A 23,661-nucleotide genomic window follows, 5' to 3' on the forward strand; every position below is an offset into this window, starting at 1 on the left:
CCCGTCGTCGCCTTGGTAGGCCATTACCCCACCAACAAGCTGATAGGCCGCGGGTTCATCCCATACCGCCGGAACTTTCCACCACCACAGATGCCTGCAGTGGTCGTATCCGGTATTAGACCCAGTTTCCCAGGCTTATCCCAGAGTACAGGGCAGATTACCCACGTGTTACTCACCCGTTCGCCACTCATCCCCGGCCGAAACCGGTTCAGCGTTCGACTTGCATGTGTTAAGCACGCCGCCAGCGTTCGTCCTGAGCCAGGATCAAACTCTCCAACAATGTCTTCAAGTTCGATCGAGACTACTCTCAATCAATCAATCTCAAAGGAAACCCCGACGAGGGGGTTTCATATAAGCTCTACTGGCTTAGTTCACTAGCACACTGTTGAGTTCTCAAGCAACACACCCCGCATCAAACCCGGCCCCGTGAGGGCGAGCCTGACCGAAGCGGTCATTCCTAGCAGTTTTTGGTGGGACACCCACTCAATCACCCTAGAGGCGAGAGCTTGGTTCGTGTCCCGGCGGCCGCCCGGTCTCCCTGGCGACGAAGAGAACATTACACGGCTCAAAACGGCCCGAAACAGGGGGGTCCCTTAATACGATCTTCGCAGGTCAACCGGCCGATTAGGCCCGCTGGCGCCGATCCGGCGGGCCCACCGGCGCCGAGTCGAGGCACCCGAGCGCGGCGAATCCAGCAGCTAATCGGCTCGACGATGTCGCAATGCGGAAGAACGGGCGGCTCGCGTTATCGGTGAATGCGCGACACGACCGGCCGACGGCCGCCGAGCGGAGAACGGATTGCCGCTGGACATCGACGTGCCGGAGCGGAACAGCGCGGCGGCAGGACGGTTCGGGGCATCATGAGCGCCAAGACCGTCGGGTGACCCGGGTCACCCGAAGCGATGTCCGGTCCGGGACGGGCAGCTTCGTTCTTTCCGAAGACCGGCGGCCAAGCGCCAGCCGCACGAGCAGAAGGACTCTCAATGACCGTGTCAAGCCGCAACAGTGACCGGATTCGGTGTGTCGAGGGTGAATTCGCGGCCGTCGCGCAGCAGTGCCCAGAGCACGTCGACGAGTCGCCGGGCCAGCGCTAGGAGGGCTTGGGTATGGATGAGTCGTTCGGCGCGCTTCTTGTCGTAGAACCGCCTGGACGGGCCTTGCGTGCGCAGGCTGGACAGGGCGGCCATGTAGAAGACCCTGCGCAGGCGTCGGTTGTAGCGTTTGGGACGGCGCAGGTTTCCGCTGACACGACCGGAGTCGCGTGGCACCGGCACCAATCCGGCATAGGACGCCAAGCGGCCGGCGGTCGCGAAGGTCGCCAGGTCACCGCCGGTGCTGGCGAGAAATTCGGCGCCCAGTCCAGGGCCCATGCCGGGCAGGGACTCGATGATCCTCGCCCACGGATGTCGCCGGAATCGGGCGGTGATCAGCTTGTCGGTGTCTTTGATCTCGCGGTCGAGGTCGAGCAGCTTGCGGGCGATGCGTTTGACGAGCATCGCGGCATCGGCTTCGCCGGGCAGCACCAGGTCCTGGGCGTCGGCGGCGGCGACCGCGGTCGCGGCGGTCTTGCCGATCGCCGGACCCCATGCCTTGTTGTCGGTGAGATGGGTTGTGACACCGCCGATTCCGGCGGTGCGGATCTCGGCGGGGGTGCACATCCCGGCGACCAGGATCAGCGGGGTTCGGTTGGAGTAGTCGAACGCGGCCTCCAGAGCGGGGAAGATCGAGCCCAGCAGCGCCCGCAGCCGGTTGATCCCGGCCACCCAGTCCGACATCAGGTCGGCGCGGTAGCTGGTCAGCTGGGTCAGCGAGACCGCCAGCTCATCGGGCATCGTGACCTCGGTCAGATCCCTTCGCAGCCGGGCGGTTTCGGCGATCACCCGAGCGTCTTTGGCGTCGGTTTTTCCTTCGCCTCGGAATCCGTGGGTCATCGTGTTCACGACCCGGCCCGGCACATAGGTCACCGACTGGTCGGCAGCCAGCAGCGCCGTGATCAGCAGCAACGCCATCGGACTCGTCAAATCGATCGCCCACTGCGCCCGCTGAGCGGCCGCACTGGCACGAGCGATCAACTGCTCGATCGCGCGCTGATCATTCCCGAGTTTCTGACTGAACAGCACCTTCCCGTCGGTGTCGATCGCACACGCGTGATGCATCGATTTGCCGACATCGATCCCGACCCAGACCTCAAGGCGAATCGCCACCCATCCACTCCTGTCATTGCAGGTCACGCCCGTGGACAACCCCGCCGACAGATCCCTAAACAGCGACGACCCGCAACAGCTCTCAATCAGCGAACGGAGCGTCCAGCACGGCGGGGCAGCCAGTCCTTTCGAGCCTCGACAACAGGCAACAACCGATCAGCTACACCCCACCGCCCCGGGCATCCAGGGCACCAACCCCAGACACCCACAAACTTAGGGAGCACCCGATGAAGTACCTGATCCTGGCGTACGGCAACCAGCAGGACTACGACCACCTCAGCGGCAAGGAAGGCGGGGCGACCGCGCAGGAGGTGGCGGAGGTCGGCGAGTTCCTCGCGGGGTTCACCGGGGCGCTGGCCGATTCGGGAGAGCTGGTCGAGACGCAGGGGCTCACCGCCCCGGTGCTGGCCCGCCGCCTCCGCCTGCGGGACGGGGCTCCGGTCGTCACCGACGGGCCGTTCGGCGAGACCGAGGAGGTCGTCGCCGGGTACTGGATGGTCGACTGCGCCAGTTTCGACCGGGCGACCGACATCGCGGCGGGCCTGCTCAAGGCCCCGGGGCGGCTGGCGGAGGCCGGAGTCGTGGTCCGGCCGGTGATGGGAAGCGAAGGCGAACTCTGACGGAAGCAAGGCGGCAGAGATGACCGACTCCGCGGTCGACGACACCCTCCGCACCCTCGCCCCGCAGGTATTGGGCGCGCTGGTCCGCCGCTACGGGCGGTTCGACCCGGCTGAGGACGCGGTCCAGGAAGCCCTGCTCAAGGCGGCCCAGCGGTGGCCGGAGGCGGGAATCCCCGAGCGGCCTTTCGGCTGGCTGCTGCAGGTCGCGAGCCGGAAGCTGATCGATCTGCTCCGCGCTGACCAGGCAAGGCGGGAGCGGGAGCTGCGCGCCGTTCGCGAGGATGCCGAGGAGGTCGGCGAGCAGGCCAGCGACGACACGTTGGTCCTGCTTTTCCTCTGCTGCCATCCGTCGTTGTCGGTGGCGTCGCAGATCGCGCTCACCTTGCGGGCCGTCGGCGGCCTGACGACCGCGGAGATCGCGCGGGCGTTCCTCACCTCCGAGGACTCGATGACCCGCCGGATTTCCCGGGCCAAGCGGACCATCCAGGACAGCGGCGTGCCGTTCCGGATGCCCCCGGCAGACACCCGTGGCGAGCGGCTCGAAGCCGTCCTCCATGTCCTGTACCTGATTTTCACCGAGGGGTACTCGGCGACGTCAGGGCCGGAGTTGCGGCGCGCCGACCTGGTCGCGGAGGCGATCCGGCTGGCCGAGATGACGGTCGCGCTGGTGCCGGACGACAGCGAGGCCGCCGGGCTGCTCGCGTTGATGGTGCTGACCGACGCGCGGTCGCCGGCACGGGTGACCGACCAGGGCGAACTGGTTCCGCTGCACGAACAGGACCGGACGCGGTGGAAAGCCGAGTCGATCCGCCGCGGGGTGGAGCTGTTGACGGCGGCGTTGCCGCGCGGGCCGGTCGGGCCGTATCAGCTGCAGGCGGCGATCGCGGCGGTCCATGACGAGGCCGCCACCGCGGAGGAGACCGACTGGCGACAGATCGTCGGGCTTTACCGGCTGCTGCTCAAGGTTTCGGCGAGCCCGGTCGCGAAGGTGAGCCACGCCGTCGCGGTCGGGATGGCGGACGGGCCCGCCGCGGGACTTGAGCTGCTCGACGCACTGGACCACCGGGACCGGCGGTTTTACGCGGCGCGAGCACATCTTCTGGAAAGGGCGGGCGACCGCGAAGCGGCCCGGAGCGCGTATCTGCGCGCGGCCGAACTCGCCACCAACATCCGCCAGGTGCGGTATCTCCACGCCTGCGCCCGGCGGCTCTCCGAAGGAGCTGAGCATGACTGACGAGATCCGGCCGTACCGGCTGGAGATCCCGGAAGCGGACCTGGCCGACCTGCGGGAACGGCTGGACCGGACGAGGTGGGCGCCGGAGCCGGCCGGCGGGGACCAGGGGTACGGCGTCAGCGTCGGCCGGGTGCGCGAACTGGCCGAGCACTGGCGGCATCGCTACGACTGGCGCGCGTGGGAGCGGCGGTTCGCCGAGTATCCGCAGTTCACCACCGCGATCGACGGCAGCACCGTCCATTTCCTGCACGCCCGTTCCCCGGAGCCGGACGCGATCCCGTTGCTCCTCAGCCACGGCTGGCCGGGATCGGTGGCGGAGTATCTGACCGCCGTCGGACTGCTGAGCGATCCCCGGGCGCACGGGCTCGATCCGTCGATCGCGTTCGACGTCGTGCTGCCTTCGTTGCCGGGCTTCGGCTTTTCCGGGCCGACGGCCGACACCGGGTGGGGTCCGCAGCGGATCGCCCGCGCGTGGGCGGAGTTGATGCGCCGACTCGGCTATGAGCGCTACGGCACCGCGGGCAACGACTGGGGTTCGCAGATCGCGCCGGAGGTCGGTCGCGTCGCTCCGGATCAGGTGCTCGGCGCGCACGTGACGCAGACCTGGGACCCGCCGCCGGACGACGATCCACAGTGGATCACCGGACTGTCCGCTAAGGACAAAGCCGCGTGGGACGCGTTCCACCACTACTTCACCAACGAAGCGTCCTACGGCGCCGTCCAAGCGCAGCAGCCGCAGACGCTCGCGCACGCGCTGTCGGATTCCCCGGTCGGCCTGCTCGGCTGGAACGCGCAAGCGATGCACGACCACGGCCTCGACGCCGACGGGATCCTCACCCACGTCACGATCCACTGGCTGACCGGCACCGCGGGTTCGGCGATCCGGATCTACGCCGAGGACGCCCGGGAGATCCCTGCGGAGGGCCGCAATCCCGTGCCGCTCGGGGTCGCGCAGTTCCCCGGCGACCTGCCGTCGATCCGCGTGTTCACCGAGCATCACCGCAACCTGGTGTCGTGGAACGAGTTCGACCGCGGCGGGCACTACGCGGCGCAAGAGGTGCCTGACCTGTGGACGGGTGACGTCCGGCAGTTCTTCGCGAGGCTGCGTTAGAAAAACATTGCTCCGACTACATTGCACCTTATTGCACTGAGAAATCGCCCCGATTAGCGTCGAGGGCATGCAGACAGTCCTTCTCCCCTCCGGCGCTCGGATCGCCTACGACGACCTCGGACCGCAGTCGAAGATCCCGGTGCTTCTCGTGCACGGGCACCCGTTCGACCGGTCCATGTGGGGCCCGCAGGCTGACTACCTGGCGCGGAACGGGCACCGGGTCGTGGTTCCTGACCTGCGGGGATACGGGGAAAGCACCGGTCCGGCGGTCAACGGTCTCGAAGACTTCGCCGAGGATGTCCTCGGACTGGCTGACCGCCTCGGCCTCGGCCGTTTCGTGCTGGGCGGGCTGTCGATGGGCGGGCAGATCGTGATGCAGACCATCCGCGACTACCCGGAGCGCATTGCCGCGCTATTGCTCGCCGATACGTTCGCCGAGCCCGAGACCGCCGAAGGAAAGGTGACGCGCAACCAAGCTGCGGACCGGGTGCTCGCGGAGGGCATGACCGCGTACGCCGACGAGCTGTTGCCGAAGATGGTGTCGCCGGGCACCTTCCGCGAGAACCCCGAGGTGACCGGGCACGTGCAGAAGATGATGCGCGGCGCACCGGCGGCGGGCGCGGCGGCGGCGTTGCGGGCCCGGGCGAAGCGGCCGGATTACCGCGATTCGCTGAAGCAGGTCAGCGTGCCGACGCTGGTCGCGGTGGGCAGCGAGGACGAGTTCACCCCCGTCGCCGACGCGCAGCTGCTGCACCAGCTCGTCGGCAACTCGGAGCTGGTGGTGCTCGACGGCGCCGGGCACCTGCCTAACCTGGAACGCGCGGCCGAGTTCAACGACGTGTTCGGCCGTTTCCTGGACCAGGACCACGCGGAAGAACGGTGACGCACTCCATGAAGACCGTATTGGTGACCGGCGCAAGCGCCGGGTTCGGTGCCGCGATCACGCGCCGATTCGTCGCGGAAGGCGCGCGGGTCGTCGCCGCGGCCCGCAGCGGCGACCGGCTGAAGACGCTGGCGGACGAACTGGGCGACGCGGTGTACCCGCTGGTACTGGACGTACGAGACGCGGACGCGGTCGCGGACGTCGTCGCGCGGCTGCCCGAGGAGTGGGCGAAAATCGACATCCTGGTCAACAACGCCGGCCTCGCGAAGGGCCTGGAACCCGCGCACGAGGCGAAGCTCGAGGACTGGGACCAGATGATCGAGACCAACGTGACCGGTCTCGTCCACCTCACCCGAGCGGTCCTGCCCGGAATGGTCGAACGCGGCACCGGCCACGTAATCAACATCGGTTCGGTAGCAGGCACCTACGCCTACCCCGGCGCGAACGTCTACGGCGCCACGAAGGCATTCGTGCACCAGTTCAGCCTCAACCTCCGCTCCGACCTGCGCGGCACCGGCGTCCGAGTGACCAACATCGAGCCAGGACTAGTCGGCGGCACAGAATTCTCCACCGTCCGCTTCGACGGCGACCAGGCCAAAGCAAACAACGTCTACGCAGGCACCACCCCCCTGACCGCAGACGACGTAGCCGAATCAGTCTTCTGGGCAAGCTCGCAACCAAAACACGTAAACATCAACGTCATAGAACTAATGCCGGTCGTACAAACCTTCTCCGCACTACACATCGACCGAGACGCTTAAAAAAACAACCGCACCTCCGCACCCAAACAGCGAGGCACCCACCCCTCCCCCAACCCCGATACAAAGCCGCCCTGCGGTTCGGGGGTGCTTGTCAAGGCATCTTTCCCGCCTTGACAAGCACCCCCGAACCGTCAGCACAATGAAAATTCGGGGTGCCCCACGCAACCCAGACGGGGCGCAATGTCGCCCGTCAGGGCGACGAGCCGCCCGACTCACCCAGGCGCAAACCTCCCCAACCCGAACAACTCGAACAACGCCTCCTGCCTCCCAGTCCGGTCAGACAAAATCCGCCGCGCCCGAGGCCGCCCCCCAGTAGACCGATACCGCAACACAGTCTCCCCGATCCCCCGCAACTCATCCAACAACTCGGCCACAGACAGATTCACCCCAGCCCGATCCGCCTCCCGCCGCATCACATGCGTAACCGTCGCCGCCAGCACGGACACCAACGTATGCACCGCGATCCGATGCGAAGTCCACTCCCACCGAGGCGAAGGCCCAGCCACCGCCGACCCGGTCAACCACCGAAACGTAGAGTCGAGATAAGTCCGCGCCCGATAAGCAGTAATCACCTCGGCAACCGGCCAATCCCGATCAGTAACCAAGATCTGCTTCCCGAAAAACTCCTCCGCCAGCCGAGCCACGGCCGCCTCGTCGACCCGCCGCTCCAAACGGAGTTTCCCCGCCCGGCTCCCGGCAAGCGTCGTATTCAACACCCGCTCCACCCGACGCCCCCGAATAATCCGGGACATCTCCGCGTGCACCTGCGTCCGATCCCCGCGATGAGTCCCCGCAGCGAGCGCGGCAGCCAGCCCGTCAAGCTCCCGCACCGTAGTACTCAACTCGCTCGTAAACGCCCGATACTGCGCCGCGTGCAAAGTCGCCGAATGGGTAAGAATGACCCGCCGAGGCACCCCGTCCACAGTGGCCACCGTGTCGAACGCGGTAAGCCCGGCAAACCGCTCCGGATCCACCCGCCGCCGCACCGAAGCGGGCCGCGCGAGCAACTCCGGATGATCCGCCAGCGGAAGCGACCCGACAAACCCGGTCCGCGCGCCAAGATCAAGCTGCGCCGCCTGGCCGGAGTGGAAAACCAACGTATGCCGCTCGCCCAGCTCAGCGGCCAGTGCCCCGAAGGTCGGGGCGTTCTCCCGCCGATAAACCCGGGAAGCCAGCGGAATCGCCCCGTCCCGCGTAACGACGAGCCCCAACCCGGCAAGCACGTCCTGACAAGCTGACGGCAACGTGCAATCCGCCGCGGTAAACGCCGCGAACTGCGCGACATCAACCGTCAGCGCCTCCGTCCCGTCTTCCCCCAGAAGCTCCAGAACCGCCTCCGCCACAACGGTTTCCACCCGAGCGATCCGCTCCGGAGTAAGCCGCTGCAACGCCCGCCAATGACCAGCCGTGGTGATCGACCCCTTGGGCGGCCGAGGCCGGACCAAATCCTGCGCCAGACACCCGGTCCACCACTCCTCGAACTCGGTCTCCGGCGCAGTCGCCCGATGCAGCACGGCGAGCGCGACGTGAAGGCCAAGCGTCGGCCGAGCCCGCTGCGGTCCAGCCACCGAGTCCACCCGGCGAACCAGGTCGAGCCGCTCCAGCGTCCCCCATACGGCGGAAACGTCGCCGAACGACCGATGCCGCGCGCCGGCTGCCTCCGGACCCCCGCCGGCCACCGCCGCCGCGATGTCCTCGGCGGTCCCGAGATACCGCTGGCCGACCACGCGCGGCTTGCCGTCCACGCGCGCGGACTCGGCGAGGTAGTAGTACGTCCGCCCGCCGATGCGCTTCCCGATCACTGAGGCCACCCTTTAGGTAATACCGTCGCCACCCGGCATCGACAAGCCCGCAACCTGCGCGAATGATCACTCCAGGCCGTTCGTGCGCCCGGCGGCGGGCTAAGAGCTGGCTGGTCGCGGCGGCCGGGTCCTAGCGTGGCGGGAATGGAGCCCGAAGCTGGCGTGACCACGCCCACCCCGTCGGCCATGCGCCGTGCGCTCGCCCGCGCGCGAGACGGGAAGACGCTCGACGTCGCCGAGGCGGCCGTGCTGCTGCACGCCCGCGGCGACGACCTCAAGACTTTGTCCGAACACGCCTCCCGCATCCGCGACGCGGGCCTCGAAGAAGCCGGTCGCGCGGGGATCATCACCTACAGCCGCAAGGTGTTCATCCCGCTGACCCGGCTGTGCCGGGACCGGTGCGGGTACTGCACCTTCGTCACCGTCCCGGGCAGGCTCGAATCGCCGTTCCTGTCGCCGGACGAGGTCCTCGACATCGCCCGCAAGGGCGCCGAGATGGGCTGCAAGGAAGCCCTGTTCACGCTCGGCGACCGGCCGGAGGACCGCTGGAAGGCCGCGCGCGACTGGCTGGACGCGCACGGCTACGACGACACGCTGTCCTACGTCCGCGCGATGGCGATCCGGGTGCTCGAGGAGACCGGTCTGCTGCCGCACCTCAACCCGGGTGTCCTGTCCTGGCAGGACTTCCAGCGGCTCAAGCCGGTCGCGCCCTCGATGGGCATGATGCTGGAGACCACCGCGCGCCGGCTGTGGAGCGAGAAGGGCGGGCCGCATTACGGTTCGCCGGACAAGGATCCCGAGGTCCGGCTGCGCGTGCTGGAGGACGCCGGCCGCAGCTCGGTGCCGTTCACCACCGGCGTGCTGATCGGTATTGGCGAGACGCACGAGGAACGCGCCGACGCGCTGTTCGCGATCCGCAAGACCGCGCGCGAGTACGGCGGCATCCAGGAAGTCATCGTGCAGAACTTCCGGGCCAAGCCGGACACGAAGATGCGCGCGACCCCGGACGCCGACCTCGAAGAACTGGCCGCGAACATCGCCGTGGCCCGGCTCGTGCTCGGGCCGCGGATGCGCATCCAGGCGCCGCCGAACCTCATCGGCGACCAGTACGACCTGATGATCCGCGCGGGCATCGACGACTGGGGCGGCGTTTCGCCGCTCACCCCCGACCACGTGAACCCGGAACGCGCGTGGCCGCAGATCGACCTGCTGGCCCGGCAGACCGAGAAGGCCGGGTTCGCGCTGCGCGAGCGGCTGACCATCTACCCGGAGTACGTGAAGCGCGGCCAGCCGTGGCTCGACCCGCGCGTCACGCGGCACGTCGCGGCGCTGGTCGACGCCGAGACCGGGCTGGCCCGCGACGGCGCGCTGCCGGTCGGGATCCCGTGGCAGGAACCGGACGGCGGCTGGGAGGAATCCGGCCGCACCGACCTGCACACCGAGATCGACACCACCGGACGCACCGAGGACCGGCGAGGCGACTTCGATTCGGTCTACGGCGACTGGAAAGAGATCGGCCGCAAGATCAAGACCGGGCCGCAGCGGTTCGACACCGACATCCGGGACGCGTTGCGCAGCGCGGAAAAGGACCCCGCCGGGCTGTCCGACGACGCCGCGCTCGCGCTGCTGCACGCGGACGGGCCGGAGCTGGACGCGCTCACGAAACTGGCCGACGACCTGCGGCGCGAGGTCGTCGGGGACGACATCACCTTCGTCGTCACGCGGAACATCAACTTCACCAACGTCTGCTACACCGGCTGCCGGTTCTGTGCCTTCGCGCAGCGGAAGACCGACGCGGACGCGTACACGCTGTCGCTGGAGCAGGTCGGCGACCGCGTCGACGAGGCGTGGGCCGCGGGCGCGACCGAGATCTGCATGCAGGGCGGGATCCACCCGGATCTGCCGGGCACCGCGTACTTCGACCTCGCGGCCGAGGTGAAGCGGCGGCAGCCGGACATCCACCTGCACTCGTTCAGCCCGATGGAGGTCGTGAACGGCGCGTCGCGGACCAACCTGTCCATTCGCGACTTCCTCATCCGGGCGAAGGAGTCCGGAGTGGATTCCTTGCCGGGCACCGCGGCGGAAATCCTCGACGACGACGTCCGGTGGGTGCTCACCAAGGGCAAACTGCCGACGGACGCGTGGATCGAGGTGGTCACCACCGCGCACGACATCGGGCTGCCGACCACGGCGACGATGATGTACGGCCACGTGGACAACCCGAGCCACTGGGTCGGGCACCTCAAGCTGCTGGCCAAGCTGCAGCGCGAGGGCGTGGAGCGCAACGGGCGGCGCGGGTTCAGCGAGTTCGTGCTGCTGCCGTTCATCCACCAGAGCTCGCCGATCTACCTGGCCGGGCTCGCCCGCGCGGGCACCACGCTGCGCGAAAACCGGGCGGTGCACGCGCTGTCCCGGCTGCTGCTGCACGGCACGTTCGACAACATCCAGAGTTCCTGGGTGAAGCTCGGCGAGGAAGGCAGCCGGGCGGTGCTGCAGGGCGGCGTCAACGACATCGGCGGCACGCTGATGGAGGAGACGATCAGCCGGATGGCGGGCGCGGCGAACGGGTCGTACAAGACGATCAGCGACATGCGCGCGATGGTCGAGCCGCTCGGGCGTCCGCTGCGGCAGCGGACCACGTCCTACGGCACGCCGAGCGACGAGCGGATCGCCGCGGCGCAGGCGTCGGACGGGGTCGCGACCGCGGTGCGGAAGCCGTTGCTGCCGCTGCTCACGCCGTGATCAGCCGGTGCGGTGCAGCCGCCACAGCGCGATAGCCAGCTGCAACCGCAAGCGGCCCGCGGGATCGCGCACTGGCCAGCCGAGCAGCGCTTCGGCGTGGGCCAGGCGCTCCTGCAGGGTCGAATGGTGCACTACCAGCGTGTTCGCGGCGGCGCGCAGACTCGGAGCGCCCGCTACGGCGACCAGCGTGGGCAATACCCACGGGGCCGCCGTGCGGGCGTTCTCCAGACTGGTGACGTCCGCGACCGGTTTGCTGCGGGGTCCGACCGCGTCGGCGAGCACGGCCAGGCCGCCGAGTTCCGCGTAGTCCACAACGGACGGTCCGGGGTCGTCTTCGGTCGCGGTGAACCGGAAAGCGGTTCGGGCTTGCGCGCCAGACAGCGGTAAGTCGACCAGGTTCACTACAGTGCCCAGCCCCACCCGCGCGCGTTCCGGTGGAGTCCATTGTGGAGGGACGACCAGCGGGACCGCGTCGGTCACCACGGCGCGCGCGGTCGTGCCGAGCCCCAGGCGATGCGCGGCGCGGAGGCGGGTTCGCTCGTCGGCTGAGGCGTCGAGCACCACCTCGACCGACGCCGGATCGACGACCCGGCCGCGCGTGCGGTCCAGCACCGCTCGCGCCGCCGCGGACGCGCGCTCCAGCACCATCGCGTCCACCGGACTCGCCGGACCAGGCCGTTCCAGCCACAGCGCGACCGGCCCGTCCGGACGCACCGGAGCCGACGGCCACTCCGGATCGGGCGGTTCGGCCGACGGCACGACGCGTCCGTCCGGTTCGACGCGGACGCGCACTCGCCGTTCGTCGTCGGCCAGCCGCGCGGGACAGCCGGACAGCACCGCTGCCCCGCGCACGATCGGCTCCAGCCCGGCGCGGCCCTCGACCAGCCGGTCGAAGTACGCGATGACCTTGACCGTCTCGGCGGCGCCGGGATCGAGCGCGCTCAGATGGGTGACCAGCTCCCTCATCGGTCCATCATCGCTCGCCGGTTCAGCCGAGCAGCCGCCGCAGCCACGGCGTCCGCGCGGCGCGGGCCTGCTGCGACAGCGCCGCCTGCGGGGCCGAACCGTCGAAGCCGTGGAAAGCGCCGGGCCAGACGTGCAGTTCCGCCTGCACTCCGGACAGCCACAGCCGGTTCGCGTAGGCGATGACCTCGTCGCGGAAGGTCTCGGTGCTGCCGATGTCGAGGAACGCGGGCGGGAGGCCGGACAGGTCTTCGGCGCGGGCGGGCGCGGCGTACGGCGAGACGTCCGGGCCGCCGCGAGCGTCGCCGAGCAGTGCGGTCCAGCCGACGTGGTTCGCCGTGCGGTCCCAGCTGCCCATCTCCGCCATCTGGATCGCCGACGGCGAGTCGTTGCGGTCGTCGAGCATCGGGTACACGAGCAGCTGGCCGAGCAATTCCGGGCCGCCCCGGTCGCGGGCGAGCAACGCCGTTCCCGCCGCGAGCCCGCCGCCCGCGCTCGCGCCGCCGATCACGACGCGGGAGGCGTCGAAGCCGTACTCGGCGGCGTGCTTGACCGTCCATTCCAGGCCGGCGTAGCAGTCCTCGACCGGGGCCGGATGCGGGTGTTCGGGCGCGACCCGGTAGTCGACGCAGACGAAGCCGAGGCCGAGTTCGGTCGCGTACTCCTTGAGGAAGTACAGGTCGCCGCCCTTGTGGCCGCCGATGATCATGCCGCCGCCGTGCAGCCAGTACAGCACCGGCACGTCGACCGCTCCGGCCGGCCGCGCGACGATCAGCGGGATCGGGCCGCGCGGGCCCTCGGCGTCCACTTCGGACACTTCGAGGGCGCCGTCGGCAGTGATCTCGTCCAGCGAGACCTGCCGCTTCGCCGCGGCCGCGCGCACCGCCGGGATCGACTCGAGCGTCTTGATCGGCGGACGCTCGGCGGCGAGCACCTCGAGCGCCGCGGCGAGTTCGGGGTCGAACGGGAGCGGCGGATAGGCGGTCATCGCGGGGGCCTCCTAGGGATCGGGGTGCTGGCCCCATCCTTGCCGCCCGCGGCCCGGACCGGGGCAGCCGGACGGCGGGAATCTCCCGCCACGCGGCGGGGTCAGCGGCTCAGGCTGATCGCGTTCTTCGCCCGTTCGACCGATTCCTCCGACGCGGGTCCGGCGGCGTTTTCCGTGGCCAGCGCCTGGTTCAGCTCGACGAAGGGGCGCATCCGGGTCTCGTAGTCCGCTACCGATTCCGCCAGGACGTACGCGCCGACCAGGGCGAGGCTCGTGCCCTGTCCGGACAGCACGGACGCGCAGTACCCGGCGTCGCCGACCAGGGCGACCCGGCCGGTCGTCCAGCGGTCGAGGCGGATCTGGAGCATCGCGTCGAAGAAGAAGGTCTCGGCGTCCGCCATGGCTTTGACCAGGTCCGGCACCGGGCCGCCGACCCCGCTCAGCCGTTCCGCGACGAGCTTCTTCTGCTCCGCGACGTCCCGGATCTCGCGGTACTCCGGCTCGCCGAAGCCGAGCGTCACGCGGATCTCCTCGTTGCCGGGCACCGGGTAGACCGCGCCGCCGACGCCCTCGCCCTGGAACCAGATCTGCCAGTCTTCGAGGCCGACCGTGTTGGGCGCCGGGAAGATCGCCAGGTACTGGCCGAGGTAGCGGCGGAACTGGTCCTCCGGGCCGAACGCCAGCCGCCGGACCGCCGAATGCGCGCCGTCCGCGCCCACGATCAGGTCGAACGTGCGCGGCTCGGCGTTGGCGAACTCGACCCGGCCGGACTCGGCGTCGAGCGCGGTGATCTCGTCGCCGAAGCGGAACTCGGCGTCGGCCGCGTGGTACAGCAGTTCGACCAAGTCGTCGCGGAGGATCTCGATGTCGGCGCTGTCCAGTCGGCCGCTGCTGTAGACGTGCTCCTCGGAACGGAACACTTCGTTGCCGGACGCGTCGAGCATCGACATCCCGCGCATCCGCGTCCGCGCGGCGCGGACCTGCTCCCCCAGGCCCATCCGTTCGACGACGTCCAGCGCGACCCCGCGGATGTCGATCGCCTGGCCTCCGCTGCGCAATCCGTCGGCGCGCTCGACGACCGTCACGTCGTAGCCGTTGCGGCGCAGCCAGTAGGCCGACGCGCATCCAGCGACTCCCGCGCCGCAAACCAGTGCTTCAGGCATGTCTTCACCCCTCGGTACAGTGCATGATTACCCTGATGAACCTGCCCTGACCTGGGTGCCGCCGCCAAAACTGACCTAGTACAGATGACCCGCTGACCTAGTACAGACAGGACGTCGATGCCGCCCGAACCGCCGTACCTCCGCATCGCCGCCGCGCTGCGGGAAGAGATCGCGCAGTTGCCGCCGGGCGCGAAGGTGCCTTCGACGCGTCAGCTGGCGTCGGCGCACGGTGTCGCGAACGCCACCGCTGCCAAGGCGCTCGACGTGCTGCGTCGTGAAGGCGTGCTTCGTGCCGAGCCGCGATCGGGTCATGTCGTCGCTGGTCAGCACACTGAGTCCGAGTCCAAGCGGCCGGTGTTGACCCGGGACCGGCTGGTGCGCGCGGCGATCGCGATCGCTGACGCGGAAGGCGTCGCGGCGCTGTCGATGCGCGGACTCGCCGCGCGGCTGAGCGTTCCGGCGATGGCTCCGTACCGGTATCTGTCCGGAAAGGACGAACTGGTTTTCCTGATGGCCGACCACGTCTACGGCGAAACCGGCTATCCCGCCCGGGAACCGGAGGGATGGCGAGCGCAGCTGGAACTGGTGGCGCGCACGCTGTGGTCCGTGCACCGGCGGCATCCGTGGCTGGCACATCTCGTGCCGCTTACCCGGCCTTGGCCGCTGCCGAATCTGGCCGCGCACAACGAACGCGCACTGGCCGCGTTGTCGGTGTTCAGGCTGAACGCGGCTGATCTTTGCGATCTGAATGTGTTGTTCTACAACCACATCCAGGGCACCGCGATCCATCTGGAACGGGAACGGCACGCGGTGGGCGCGAGCGGGATCACCGAGGACCAGTGGATGGAGACGCAGGCGCGGGGGTACGCCGCGTTGACCGGGTCCGGGCGGTTTCCGGTGATGGCGCGGATGGTGCGGGATCTTGCCGAGGGCTACGACTTGGATCTGGACCATCTGTTCGAGATCGGGCTGCAGGCGCTGCTGGACGGGCTGGCGGTCCGGTATCCGGTGGGCGGCACGGTTTCCGGGAGGCTGGCGTGAACCGCATCCGGCTGGTCCCGACGGTCCGCGAGCGCCGGAAGTATCAGCGTGAGCGCCGGTATCTCGACTTCGAGGTCGACGGCGCCAGCCTCCGCAGCATGGTCGACACCGAACTGGACCTGATCTCGGTGCTCGCCACCGACGGCCCGCGCGATCCGCGACGTTTGGCCCGCGTGCTCGGCGAGGCTCCGGGCGACGCGCCGGACGGGCGGGTGCTGCTGTATGTCTGCCCCGAATGCGAGGACATCGAGTGCGGTGCCATCGCGGCGAGAGTTTCGCGCCGCGGCGATCTCGTCACCTGGCGAGACTTCGGCGTACCGGAAGAAGACGAGGCGGACAACGAATTCGCCGAGCACACGGTCACTTTCTCCGCGCGGCAGTTCCTCCGCGAACTGGCGGGTCGCTGAGCTCGTCAAGCGTTGGCATGAACGCCGATGCCGCCGGAGACCGTCAGGTTGTCGCCGGTGATGTAGCTCGCGGCGTCCGAAGCGAGGAAGGCCACGGCTTCGGCGATGTCGGCGGGGGCACCGATGCGGCCGAGCGGTACGTCCGACGCCCAGGAGCCGAGCATTTCCCGCGAGACTCCCAGCTTGCCGTAGACCGGGGTGTCGATCATTCCCGGGCTGACCGCGTTGACCCGGATGCGGCGGGGAGCGAGTTCGAGCGCGACGGACCGCATGAGGGGCAGCAGAGCGCCCTTGGCCGCGGTCATCGCGGCCCCGACTCCTTCGCCGGCACCCACGGTGAACACGACCGAGGCCCCCTCGTTGAGGAGCGGCAACGCCTTCTGGAGGGTGAAGAAATTGCCCTTGACGTTGATGTCGAAGAGGGCGTCGAAGTCGTCCTCGCCGGTTGATTCGAGCGAGCCGGGGCGGGAGACGCCGGCGTTGAGGAAGAGCAGGTCAAGGGAGCCGAGTTGCTGGCGCGCCTGGTCCATCGCGTGGTCGAGATCAGGCAGGGACCGGGCGTCGGCCCGGACGGCCGTGATGCCTTCGGGAATTTCGGTGGCGTTGCTGAGGCCGGTGACCATCACGCGGTAGCCGCGGGAGTGGAGGAGTTCGGCGGTCGCCTTGCCGATTCCGCTCGTTCCACCGGTGATCAAGGCCGTGGTTGCACGCATGCTGCGCTCCTTTGCAGATGTTCCAAGAGCAGCGTACGGCGATTTGGCAGCGACTGCCAACTCCTATGCGACTGCCAGGCTGACAGTGATGCGCTATTCTGTCGCCATGAAGCAGGAAGCGGCCGCGACGCTGTGGGACCGGACCCGGCAGCTGGCTTCCCAGGAGATCCTCGAGACGGCGCTGCGGCTTTTCACCGAGCAGGGCTACGACGAGACGACCATCGCCCAGATCGCTCGCGAGGCCGGCGTCTCCCAGCGCACCCTCTTCCGCTACTTCGGCGCCAAGGAGGACCTGCTCGGCGGCGGGCAAGACCGGTTCGGGCAGGTCCTGACGGAGACGATCAGCGCACAGCCCGCCGACGCCGACGTCTGGGAGGTCCTGCGCGCCGGGATCGCTGCCGTACTGGCCTTGCACGACAGCCGAGACCAGGCGTTGAAGCGGTTCCGGCTCCTACACAACACGGCCTCGCTGCGCGCCGGCTGGCTCGAAAAACGACTGCGATTCCAGGAGAATCTGCTACCGCTCGTCGAGGCCCGGATGGACGCTTCCGGCAATCAGGGGGCGAAGGCCCGCGCGGTGCTCGCGACGGCATTCGCGTGCCTGGACGCCGCGTCGATGACGTGGGTCGTCAACGACGGCCAGGACGAAATCATGGACCTGTACGACGAGTGTCTGGCCGCGGTGCGCGGCTGACCCGCTAGGCGGTCAGCTTCAGAATGTCGATCCCGCGCTTGTTGTCCGCCACGTACGCGTACCCGTCGTGCCAGTACGGCGCCCACGAAGCCGCGTCCGCTGGGCGGAAGTACGCGATCTGGGTCGGGTTCGACGGGTCGCTCACGTCCAGGAATCGCGTGCCCTGCGCGTAAAACGACTGCACCAGCACGTGCCCGCGCACGTCGAAGTAGTGTGCCGAGCAGTCGTCGGACACCGGGTCGCTGCCTTCCTGCCCGGCGACGCCCCAGGTGCCGATGCTGCGCATCCGGAACGGCTTCTCCGGCGTGGACCGCCAGCCTTCGCCCTGGTACGAACCTTCCAGCGACGAGATGGTCAGCACGCCGTCGCCCGCGCAGCCGGGGAGGAAGCTCTCCTCGGTGGCGTACACGAGGTCGTGGCCGCGCCAGGCGCCGTCGTCGCGGGAGCCGACCGGGTGGAAGCTGTTGTGCAGGAACTTCGACGGCGCAGCGGTTTCCGAGACTCCGCCGCCCGCGTACGGCACCGGCTTGAGCGCGGTCGCCAAGCGGTAGCGGTTCTCCACCGGGTCGCGATGGAAGCCGGACGTCCAGTACCCGCGCACGCCGCCCGCGCCGGACACCCACGCGACGCCCATCTTGTCCACCTGAACGTCGTGCACGTAGTCGGTTTTGCCGTCGTTGCGGGCGAGTTCGATCGGATCCGGGTGCACCTTCGGGGCGCGCGGGTTGCGCACGTCGGTGACCCAGATCGGCCGGCCGCCCCAGTCCGCGGGCTGGTTGTCGGCCTTCGCCGGACCGCCGGTCCAGAGGTAGCGGCAGTCGTCGACGCAGCTGGTGGTGTGGCCCGCCGGAACCTTGACGTAGCTGAGGATCTCCGGTTTCTCCGGATGCGCGACGTCGACCACGTAGATCCCGGACTCGCCGGTGTGCGTGTTGCCCTTGAACGCGCGCGGATCCCGGGACAGGAACACGAGCTTGCGCTTGGCGTCGACCTCGGTGTCCTCGGTTTCCCACAGCCCGGGCAGGCTCAGCTCGCCGATCGCGCGCGGCTTCGCCGGATTCTCGGTGAGGTCGTAGACCTTCAGGCCGAACTGGCCGGACACGACCATCACGTCGCGTTTGCCGTAGCTGAGGAAGTTCGCCGAAATGGCTCCTTGCGCGTCTGGCACGTTGCCGACCGGCTCCACGCCCTTGACCGCGCCCGGGTCGCCCAGGCTGTGCTTCGCCTCGGTGACCGGCTTGTCGTCCTCGCACGCCGCGGCGGGCAATCCGGTGGCAACGAGAGTCGCCGCCGCCGTCGCCATCGCCAATCCGGAACGAATCCACCCACGGCGCACGCGAAACCTCCAGGAGACCCCAGTGTGACGGAAGTACTCTATGACCGTCCCTAACCGGACACAACCGCCTTTCGTTGCTTTCCACCTGGTAGTAAGACACCATGCGATCGCGTCCGCTGGTCCCGCTCACGCTCGCCGCCGCCGTCCTCGCGGCCGGTCTCTCCGCTTGCTCGTCGTCGGCCGAACCCGCTCGGCCCGGCGTGTTGTCGGTCGGCCTCGGCGAACCCGGCACGCTGCTGCCCGCCGACGTCACCGATCCGTCCGGGCGGCTCGTCACCGGCGCGCTCTGGACGCCGCTCGCCGATTACGATCCGGCCAGCGGAAAAGTCACCCCGCGCGCGGCGGAATCGATCAGCAGCGCCGACCAGGTGACCTGGACGGTCCAGCTGCGGCCCGGGAAGTTCCACGACGGCACGCCGGTCACCGCGCAGTCCTATGTGGACACCTGGAAGGCGATCGCTGGGCACCGCTGGGCCAGCACGCCGGTGCTCACGAAGTCGTTGCGGGCCAAAGAGATCACCGCAGTCGACGCGAAGCAGCTGCGGATCGTGCTCGACCGGCCGTCGAACCAGGTCCCGGCCTGGCTGTCCGCGCCCGGGCTCGTGCCATTGCCCGCGTCAGTGTTGAAATCACGCGACTGGAACGGGTTCGCCCGCCATCCGATCGGCAACGGCCCGCTGCGGCTGGAGGGCGACTGGCAGTCCGGGTCGGGCGGCAAGCTCGTCCGGGTCGCGCCGGATCCGGGGCGGGCCAAGGAAATCGAGTTGCGCGTCGGCAATCCGGCGGAGCAGTACGACGACGTCAAAGAAGGCAAGCTCGACGTAGCCACGTCCGTCCCGGGCGAGCGGCACGAGGCGATGCACACCGATTTCGCCGGCCGGCACGCGATGTGGGCGCTTCCCCGCGCGGGCTACCTGGTGTTTTCCGCCGAGGCAACGCGATTCGCCGATCCGGCGGTACGGCACGCCTTCGCGCTCGGCACCGACCGCGCCGCGCTGGAGTCCGGACCGCTCGCGCATCAGGCGGACGCGGCGAAGGGATTGCTGCCGCCGGCGGTCGCGCCCGGCGAGCGGTCCGCGGGCTGCCGTCCGTGCACTTTCGACGCTCCGGCGGCGAAATCCCTGCTGGACCAAGCAGGATTCACCGGAGAAGCCTCGGTGTACTACGACAGTTTCGACGGCACCTGGCCGCAGGCGCTGGCGGACGGCTTGTCGAAGACCCTCGGCATCCCGGTCACCGCACAGCGCAAAGCCACCGGCGGCAAGCCGACCGGACCGTCCGCGCTGGAGGTCAAAGCCGTCTCGCCGAGCCCGGCCGACCTCCTCCACACGCTCGCGGACGCCGCCGGCTACACCGACGCCGGGTTCGCCGCCGACCTCACCTCCGCCGAGACCACCGCGTCCCCGGAAGAAGCCGCGCAGCTGTTCCGGGTCGCGGAAAACGAAGCCCTGCGCGATCTTCCGGCGATTCCGCTGTGGACCGGACACGGGCACGCCGTCTGGTCCGCCCGGGTCCACGACGCGGTGACGACGCCGTTCGCCGGAATCGACCTGACGCGACTGCGCGACTAAACGCGTGCGTGCTGCGTCAGCACCTCGCCGAAGGCCGCCGTCAACGGGTCCGGTTCGCTACGGCCGTAAGCGACCAACTCGCGGCGGATTGCCTTGGCCGGGCGCAAAACCCGGCCGCTGAACTCCGCGGGCAGCACGTTCGCCGGGACCAGCGCGGGCCCCAACCCGGCCGCAGCGAGCAGCGGTGCGGCGGCGGTCTGTTCCGTGCGAACCGCAGGCCTCGGCCGGAATCCGGCTTCCGCGCAAGCGCCATCGAGAAGTTCCGCCAAGCCGTGGCCAGGCGCGTAGTGCACCCACGCACAGTCGGCAAGCTCGGCCAGGTCGACCGTACCGTCCGAAGTGGACTCCGTAGCGCCGTCGGCCGGGAGCACGACGACGAACTCTTCGGTACCCAGCGTCCGCACCGGGCCAGTCCACCCGGCCGGACGCGGGCCGATGGCGAGATCCGCTTCCCCAGCGAGCATCGCGTCCCGCAGTTCGTCGGCGTGGCGGTACTCGAAAAGCCGCACGTCGACGTCCGGCCGTTCGCGCCGCCACACCCGAAGCGCAGGTGGCAGGACCCCGAGACTCACCGAGTAAACCGTGGCGACCAGCAGCTCTCCGGCGACCTGACCGGACGCTTGCCGGGCCGCGCACCGGGCCCGTTCGGCGTCGGCGAGCGCGGCGCGGGCGTGCGGCAGCATCGCGCGGCCCATCGGCGTGAGCCGGACCGAACGCGGCAGCCGTTCCAGCAACGGCCCGCCGACGCTGTGCTCCAGCGCCCGCATCTGGTGCGACAGCGCGGGCTGCGTCACATGCAGTTGCTCGGCCGCCCGGGTGAACGAACCGGTGTCGACCACCGTGACCAGGTACTCGAGCTGCCGCAGGCTTGTCATAAACCCAGTTTATCGAAGCCGTGAGAAGTAAGCCTTGGACTCATCCGTCCCTCGCGGCCAGGATCGGAGACATGAGCAGCACACGCGTGGCCCTCGTGGCCGGGGCCAACGGGATCATCGGCCGCAAACTCGTCTCTCACCTGCGGACTCTCGACGGCTGGGAAGTGCTCGGGCTCTCCCGTCGCGGCGGACCGGGCAGCCTCGCCGTCGACCTGCTCGACCCGGCGGGCACTCGGGACGCGCTGGCCGGCGTCGGCGCGACGCACCTGTTCTACGCGGCCTACCAGGACCGGCCGACGTGGGCGGAACTCGTGCCGCCGAACGTCGCGATGCTGGAGAACCTGGTGAACGGCCTCGACGAGGGCCCGCTGGAGCACGTCAGCCTGATGCAGGGCTACAAGGTCTACGGCGCGCACCTCGGCCCGTTCAAGACTCCGGCCCGCGAAGCCGACGCCGGACAGCACATGCCACCGGAATTCAATGTGGACCAGCAGAAGTTCCTCGAACGCCGGGCCGCCGCCGGAGGCTGGTCGTGGTCGGCGATCCGGCCGTCCGTGGTCGGCGGGACGACGCTAGGCAACCCGATGAACCTCGCGCTCGTGATCGCGGTGTACGCCTCGATCTCGAAGGAACTCGGCCTGCCGCTGCGCTTTCCCGGCAAGCCCGGCGCGTACGACAGCCTGCTGGAGATGACGGACGCGCAGTTGCTCGCCGAGGGCACAGTGTGGGCAGCGACGTCCAGTCGCAACGAAGCGTTCAACATCGCCAACGGTGACCTCTTCCGTTGGCGAGAGCTGTGGCCGAAGCTGGCCGCGTACTTCGACCTTGAAGTCGCTCCGCCGCTACAGTTGCCGCTAAGCACGGTGATGGCCGACAAGGAACCGCTGTGGGACGAGATGGCGGCGAAGCACGGCCTTACTGCTTCGTACGCCAACGTCTCTTCGTGGGCCTTCGGCGACTTCGTGTTCTCGTGGGACTACGACATGTTCGCGGACACGTCGAAATCCCGCCGCGCCGGTTTTCATTCCTATGTGGACACCGAGCAGATGTTCTACCGGCTCTTCGACGAGTTCCGCCGCGAGCACGTCATCCCCGGCCGATGAACGGCATCGTGGTGGCGGTGATGGTGAGGAACTGGACGTTGGCGTCCAGCGGCAATCCCGCCATGTAGAGCACCGCGTCGGCGACGTGGCCCGCGTCGAAGGTCGGCTCGGCCAGGAGCCGTCCGTCGGCCTGCGGGATGCCCGCGGCCATCCGTTCGGTCATCTCGGTGGCCGCGTTGCCGATGTCGATCTGCCCGCACGCGACGTTCCAGGCGCGGCCGTCGAGCGAGATCGACCGGGTGAGGCCGGTGACGGCGTGCTTGGTCGCGGTGTAGGCGACGCTCGCCGGACGCGGCGCGTGCGCGGAGATCGAGCCGTTGTTGATGATCCGGCCGCCTCGCGGGTCTTGGTCGCGCATCATCCGCACGGCCTGCTGCGCGCACAGGAACATCCCGGTGAGGTTCGTGTCCACGGTGCGCCGCCAGTCCTCGACGGACAGCTCCGCGACCGTCCCGCCGAGCGACACCCCGGCGTTGTTCACCAGCAGGTCCAAGCGGCCCCATTCGCTGCGCACCGCGGAGAAAAGCGCTTCCACCGACGCGGGGTCGGCGACGTCCGTGGGCACGACCAGCGCGTTCGCGTCAGAATCGGCCGTCTCGCGCAAGGCGTCCTCGCGACGTCCGGCGAGCGCGACCCGGTATCCGGCGCCGAGCAGCGCCCCGGCGATCCGGCGGCCCAGCCCGGACCCGGCACCGGTGACCACAGCAGTCTTGTCGGACATCTCCGCCTCCTCAAAAATCCGCTCGCGCGCACGTTGCCATATCGCGGCACACTGGGCGCATGGGACCACGTGACAGGCTGCTCGCCGGGTTCGCCAACCAGCTGGGCCATCCGCGCGGCCGGGCCGGGCAGGCTGTTGTCCGGCTGCTCAACAACGTGAACCGCGGACCGGTCACCGGAGCGGTCGAGGCACTGGAGGTCCGTCGCGGCGAAACCGCGCTGGACCTGGGTTTCGGCGGCGGTCTCGGTCTCGATCTGCTGCTGCGGGCGACCGAAGGCGGCACCGTGCACGGCGCGGAAATCTCCGAAACGGCACTCGCCCGCGCGCGGCGGAAGTTCCCGAAGAACCTCGCAGCCGGACGGCTCGTGCTGCACCAAGCCGGCATGGCCGAGCTTCCGCTGGAAGACGGGACGATCGACGCGGCGTTGACCGTCAACACGGTCTATTTCGTGCCCGATCTCGCGCCCGCGTTCGCCGAGGTGGCGCGGGTGCTCTCCGGCGGCGGCCGGTTCGTCGTCGGCATCGGCGACCCCGCGATGATGCGCGAGATGCCGTTCACCAGCCACGGCTTCCGGCTGCGACCGCCGGAAGAGATCGAGAAGGCGCTCACGGACGCGGGGCTCGAGTTCCGCCGCCACGACCGGCTCGGCGACGGGCCGCGAGCCTTCCACCTGCTGATCGCCGGACGCTGAAAACGGCGGGTCCCGCTTCCGCAGAAGTCCGTGAAGG

21 protein-coding genes are annotated in these 23,661 nt (G+C 69.2%); 12 read left to right on the forward strand and 9 right to left on the reverse strand.

Annotation, left to right across the window (positions count from 1 at the left end; genetic code table 11):
* Positions 1-992 precede the first annotated feature (992 nt).
* Entirely contained in the window at positions 993-2,204 is a 1,212-nt protein-coding gene (locus tag SSMG_RS27615; RefSeq protein WP_009076656.1) for an IS110 family transposase, read from the reverse strand.
* A gap of 227 nt (positions 2,205-2,431) precedes the next feature.
* Between SSMG_RS27615 and SSMG_RS27620 the strand changes: the two genes are divergently transcribed.
* The 5 genes from SSMG_RS27620 (at position 2,432) to SSMG_RS27640 (ending at position 6,813) form a co-directional block, all read left to right on the forward strand.
* A complete protein-coding gene (locus tag SSMG_RS27620) occupies positions 2,432-2,824 on the forward strand; it encodes a YciI family protein (RefSeq protein WP_009081425.1) in 393 nt (130 codons plus the stop codon).
* A 19-nt stretch (positions 2,825-2,843) separates the two neighbouring features.
* A complete protein-coding gene (locus tag SSMG_RS27625) occupies positions 2,844-4,058 on the forward strand; it encodes an RNA polymerase sigma factor (protein WP_009081427.1) in 1,215 nt (404 codons plus the stop codon).
* On the forward strand, positions 4,051-5,169 hold the full coding sequence (locus SSMG_RS27630) for an epoxide hydrolase family protein (RefSeq protein WP_009081429.1): 1,119 nt from the start codon (positions 4,051-4,053) through the stop codon (positions 5,167-5,169). Before SSMG_RS27625 ends, SSMG_RS27630 begins: the two co-directional genes overlap by 8 nt.
* Before the next feature lie 67 nt (positions 5,170-5,236).
* A complete protein-coding gene (locus tag SSMG_RS27635) occupies positions 5,237-6,052 on the forward strand; it encodes an alpha/beta fold hydrolase (protein WP_009081431.1) in 816 nt (271 codons plus the stop codon).
* A gap of 8 nt (positions 6,053-6,060) precedes the next feature.
* Positions 6,061-6,813 carry an SDR family NAD(P)-dependent oxidoreductase gene (locus SSMG_RS27640; protein ID WP_037718077.1) on the forward strand — a complete coding sequence of 251 codons (753 nt, stop codon included), beginning with the start codon at positions 6,061-6,063 and terminating at the stop codon, positions 6,811-6,813.
* A 212-nt stretch (positions 6,814-7,025) separates the two neighbouring features.
* Here the strand turns inward: SSMG_RS27640 and SSMG_RS27645 are convergent, their stop codons facing one another.
* Positions 7,026-8,615 carry a hypothetical protein gene (locus SSMG_RS27645; RefSeq protein WP_037715061.1) on the reverse strand — a complete coding sequence of 530 codons (1,590 nt, stop codon included), beginning with the start codon at positions 8,613-8,615 and terminating at the stop codon, positions 7,026-7,028.
* A gap of 144 nt (positions 8,616-8,759) precedes the next feature.
* Here SSMG_RS27645 and SSMG_RS27650 point away from each other — a divergent pair, with 144 nt between their 5' ends.
* Positions 8,760-11,357 (forward strand): bifunctional FO biosynthesis protein CofGH, encoded by a 2,598-nt coding sequence (locus SSMG_RS27650; RefSeq protein ID WP_009081435.1) that lies wholly within the window; start codon positions 8,760-8,762, stop codon positions 11,355-11,357.
* Here SSMG_RS27650 and SSMG_RS27655 read toward each other — a convergent pair whose 3' ends face one another.
* From SSMG_RS27655 to SSMG_RS27665, 3 genes are all read right to left on the reverse strand, one after another.
* Positions 11,358-12,323: a helix-turn-helix domain-containing protein gene (locus SSMG_RS27655; protein ID WP_037715063.1), complete on the reverse strand. Its 966-nt coding sequence runs from the start codon at positions 12,321-12,323 to the stop codon at positions 11,358-11,360.
* Positions 12,324-12,345: 22 nt separating this feature from the next.
* Entirely contained in the window at positions 12,346-13,308 is a 963-nt protein-coding gene (locus SSMG_RS27660; RefSeq protein WP_009081438.1) for an alpha/beta hydrolase fold domain-containing protein, read from the reverse strand.
* Between the two features lie 101 nt (positions 13,309-13,409).
* Positions 13,410-14,471, reverse strand: coding sequence for an FAD-dependent oxidoreductase (locus SSMG_RS27665; protein ID WP_009081440.1), 1,062 nt, complete (start codon positions 14,469-14,471; stop codon positions 13,410-13,412).
* 117 nt (positions 14,472-14,588) lie between these two features.
* On the opposite strand from SSMG_RS27665, the gene SSMG_RS27670 reads away from it, so the two are divergent.
* Both SSMG_RS27670 and SSMG_RS27675 read left to right on the forward strand, forming a co-directional pair.
* Positions 14,589-15,512, forward strand: a complete 924-nt coding sequence (locus SSMG_RS27670; RefSeq protein WP_009081444.1) for a TetR/AcrR family transcriptional regulator C-terminal domain-containing protein — start codon at positions 14,589-14,591, stop codon at positions 15,510-15,512.
* Positions 15,509-15,919, forward strand: coding sequence for a hypothetical protein (locus tag SSMG_RS27675; RefSeq protein WP_009081446.1), 411 nt, complete (start codon positions 15,509-15,511; stop codon positions 15,917-15,919). The genes SSMG_RS27670 and SSMG_RS27675 overlap by 4 nt, the downstream gene beginning before the upstream one ends.
* Positions 15,920-15,924: 5 nt before the next feature.
* Here SSMG_RS27675 and SSMG_RS27680 read toward each other — a convergent pair whose 3' ends face one another.
* Entirely contained in the window at positions 15,925-16,632 is a 708-nt protein-coding gene (locus SSMG_RS27680) for an SDR family NAD(P)-dependent oxidoreductase (protein ID WP_009081449.1), read from the reverse strand.
* Positions 16,633-16,738: 106 nt separating this feature from the next.
* On the opposite strand from SSMG_RS27680, the gene SSMG_RS27685 reads away from it, so the two are divergent.
* The gene (locus SSMG_RS27685; RefSeq protein ID WP_037718081.1) at positions 16,739-17,326 is read left to right on the forward strand and encodes a TetR/AcrR family transcriptional regulator; all 588 of its coding nucleotides are present in this window, start codon (positions 16,739-16,741) and stop codon (positions 17,324-17,326) included.
* A gap of 4 nt (positions 17,327-17,330) precedes the next feature.
* Here SSMG_RS27685 and SSMG_RS27690 read toward each other — a convergent pair whose 3' ends face one another.
* On the reverse strand, positions 17,331-18,629 hold the full coding sequence (locus SSMG_RS27690) for an LVIVD repeat-containing protein (RefSeq protein ID WP_037715066.1): 1,299 nt from the start codon (positions 18,627-18,629) through the stop codon (positions 17,331-17,333).
* A gap of 134 nt (positions 18,630-18,763) precedes the next feature.
* Here SSMG_RS27690 and SSMG_RS27695 point away from each other — a divergent pair, with 134 nt between their 5' ends.
* Entirely contained in the window at positions 18,764-20,233 is a 1,470-nt protein-coding gene (locus SSMG_RS27695) for an ABC transporter substrate-binding protein (RefSeq protein WP_009081453.1), read from the forward strand.
* Here SSMG_RS27695 and SSMG_RS27700 read toward each other — a convergent pair.
* Positions 20,230-21,108 (reverse strand): LysR family transcriptional regulator, encoded by an 879-nt coding sequence (locus SSMG_RS27700; RefSeq protein ID WP_009081455.1) that lies wholly within the window; start codon positions 21,106-21,108, stop codon positions 20,230-20,232. The two genes, SSMG_RS27695 and SSMG_RS27700, sit on opposite strands and share 4 nt — an antisense overlap.
* 71 nt (positions 21,109-21,179) lie before the next feature.
* On the opposite strand from SSMG_RS27700, the gene SSMG_RS27705 reads away from it, so the two are divergent.
* Positions 21,180-22,211 (forward strand): SDR family oxidoreductase, encoded by a 1,032-nt coding sequence (locus SSMG_RS27705; protein WP_037715068.1) that lies wholly within the window; start codon positions 21,180-21,182, stop codon positions 22,209-22,211.
* Here the strand turns inward: SSMG_RS27705 and SSMG_RS27710 are convergent.
* Positions 22,195-22,932 carry an SDR family oxidoreductase gene (locus SSMG_RS27710; RefSeq protein WP_009081458.1) on the reverse strand — a complete coding sequence of 246 codons (738 nt, stop codon included), beginning with the start codon at positions 22,930-22,932 and terminating at the stop codon, positions 22,195-22,197. The two genes, SSMG_RS27705 and SSMG_RS27710, sit on opposite strands and share 17 nt — an antisense overlap.
* A gap of 59 nt (positions 22,933-22,991) precedes the next feature.
* Between SSMG_RS27710 and SSMG_RS27715 the strand changes: the two genes are divergently transcribed.
* Entirely contained in the window at positions 22,992-23,624 is a 633-nt protein-coding gene (locus SSMG_RS27715; RefSeq protein ID WP_009081460.1) for a class I SAM-dependent methyltransferase, read from the forward strand.
* Positions 23,625-23,661: the final 37 nt, after the last annotated feature.

It is taken from the genome of Streptomyces sp. AA4 (genome assembly GCF_000158875.1).
GTDB lineage: Bacteria > Actinomycetota > Actinomycetes > Mycobacteriales > Pseudonocardiaceae > Amycolatopsis.

Coding starts and splice junctions, on each gene's coding strand:
- SSMG_RS27620 (WP_009081425.1), top strand. CDS start 2,432: ATGAAGTACCTGATCCTGGCGTACGGCAACCAGCAGGACTACGACCAC.
- SSMG_RS27625 (WP_009081427.1), top strand. CDS start 2,844: ATGACCGACTCCGCGGTCGACGACACCCTCCGCACCCTCGCCCCGCAG.
- SSMG_RS27630 (WP_009081429.1), top strand. CDS start 4,051: ATGACTGACGAGATCCGGCCGTACCGGCTGGAGATCCCGGAAGCGGAC.
- SSMG_RS27635 (WP_009081431.1), top strand. CDS start 5,237: ATGCAGACAGTCCTTCTCCCCTCCGGCGCTCGGATCGCCTACGACGAC.
- SSMG_RS27640 (WP_037718077.1), top strand. CDS start 6,061: ATGAAGACCGTATTGGTGACCGGCGCAAGCGCCGGGTTCGGTGCCGCG.
- SSMG_RS27650 (WP_009081435.1), top strand. CDS start 8,760: ATGGAGCCCGAAGCTGGCGTGACCACGCCCACCCCGTCGGCCATGCGC.
- SSMG_RS27655 (WP_037715063.1), bottom strand. CDS start 12,323: ATGAGGGAGCTGGTCACCCATCTGAGCGCGCTCGATCCCGGCGCCGCC.
- SSMG_RS27660 (WP_009081438.1), bottom strand. CDS start 13,308: ATGACCGCCTATCCGCCGCTCCCGTTCGACCCCGAACTCGCCGCGGCG.
- SSMG_RS27665 (WP_009081440.1), bottom strand. CDS start 14,471: ATGCCTGAAGCACTGGTTTGCGGCGCGGGAGTCGCTGGATGCGCGTCG.
- SSMG_RS27670 (WP_009081444.1), top strand. CDS start 14,589: ATGCCGCCCGAACCGCCGTACCTCCGCATCGCCGCCGCGCTGCGGGAA.
- SSMG_RS27680 (WP_009081449.1), bottom strand. CDS start 16,632: ATGCGTGCAACCACGGCCTTGATCACCGGTGGAACGAGCGGAATCGGC.
- SSMG_RS27685 (WP_037718081.1), top strand. CDS start 16,739: ATGAAGCAGGAAGCGGCCGCGACGCTGTGGGACCGGACCCGGCAGCTG.
- SSMG_RS27690 (WP_037715066.1), bottom strand. CDS start 18,629: ATGGCGACGGCGGCGGCGACTCTCGTTGCCACCGGATTGCCCGCCGCG.
- SSMG_RS27695 (WP_009081453.1), top strand. CDS start 18,764: ATGCGATCGCGTCCGCTGGTCCCGCTCACGCTCGCCGCCGCCGTCCTC.
- SSMG_RS27700 (WP_009081455.1), bottom strand. CDS start 21,108: ATGACAAGCCTGCGGCAGCTCGAGTACCTGGTCACGGTGGTCGACACC.
- SSMG_RS27705 (WP_037715068.1), top strand. CDS start 21,180: ATGAGCAGCACACGCGTGGCCCTCGTGGCCGGGGCCAACGGGATCATC.
- SSMG_RS27710 (WP_009081458.1), bottom strand. CDS start 22,932: ATGTCCGACAAGACTGCTGTGGTCACCGGTGCCGGGTCCGGGCTGGGC.
- SSMG_RS27715 (WP_009081460.1), top strand. CDS start 22,992: ATGGGACCACGTGACAGGCTGCTCGCCGGGTTCGCCAACCAGCTGGGC.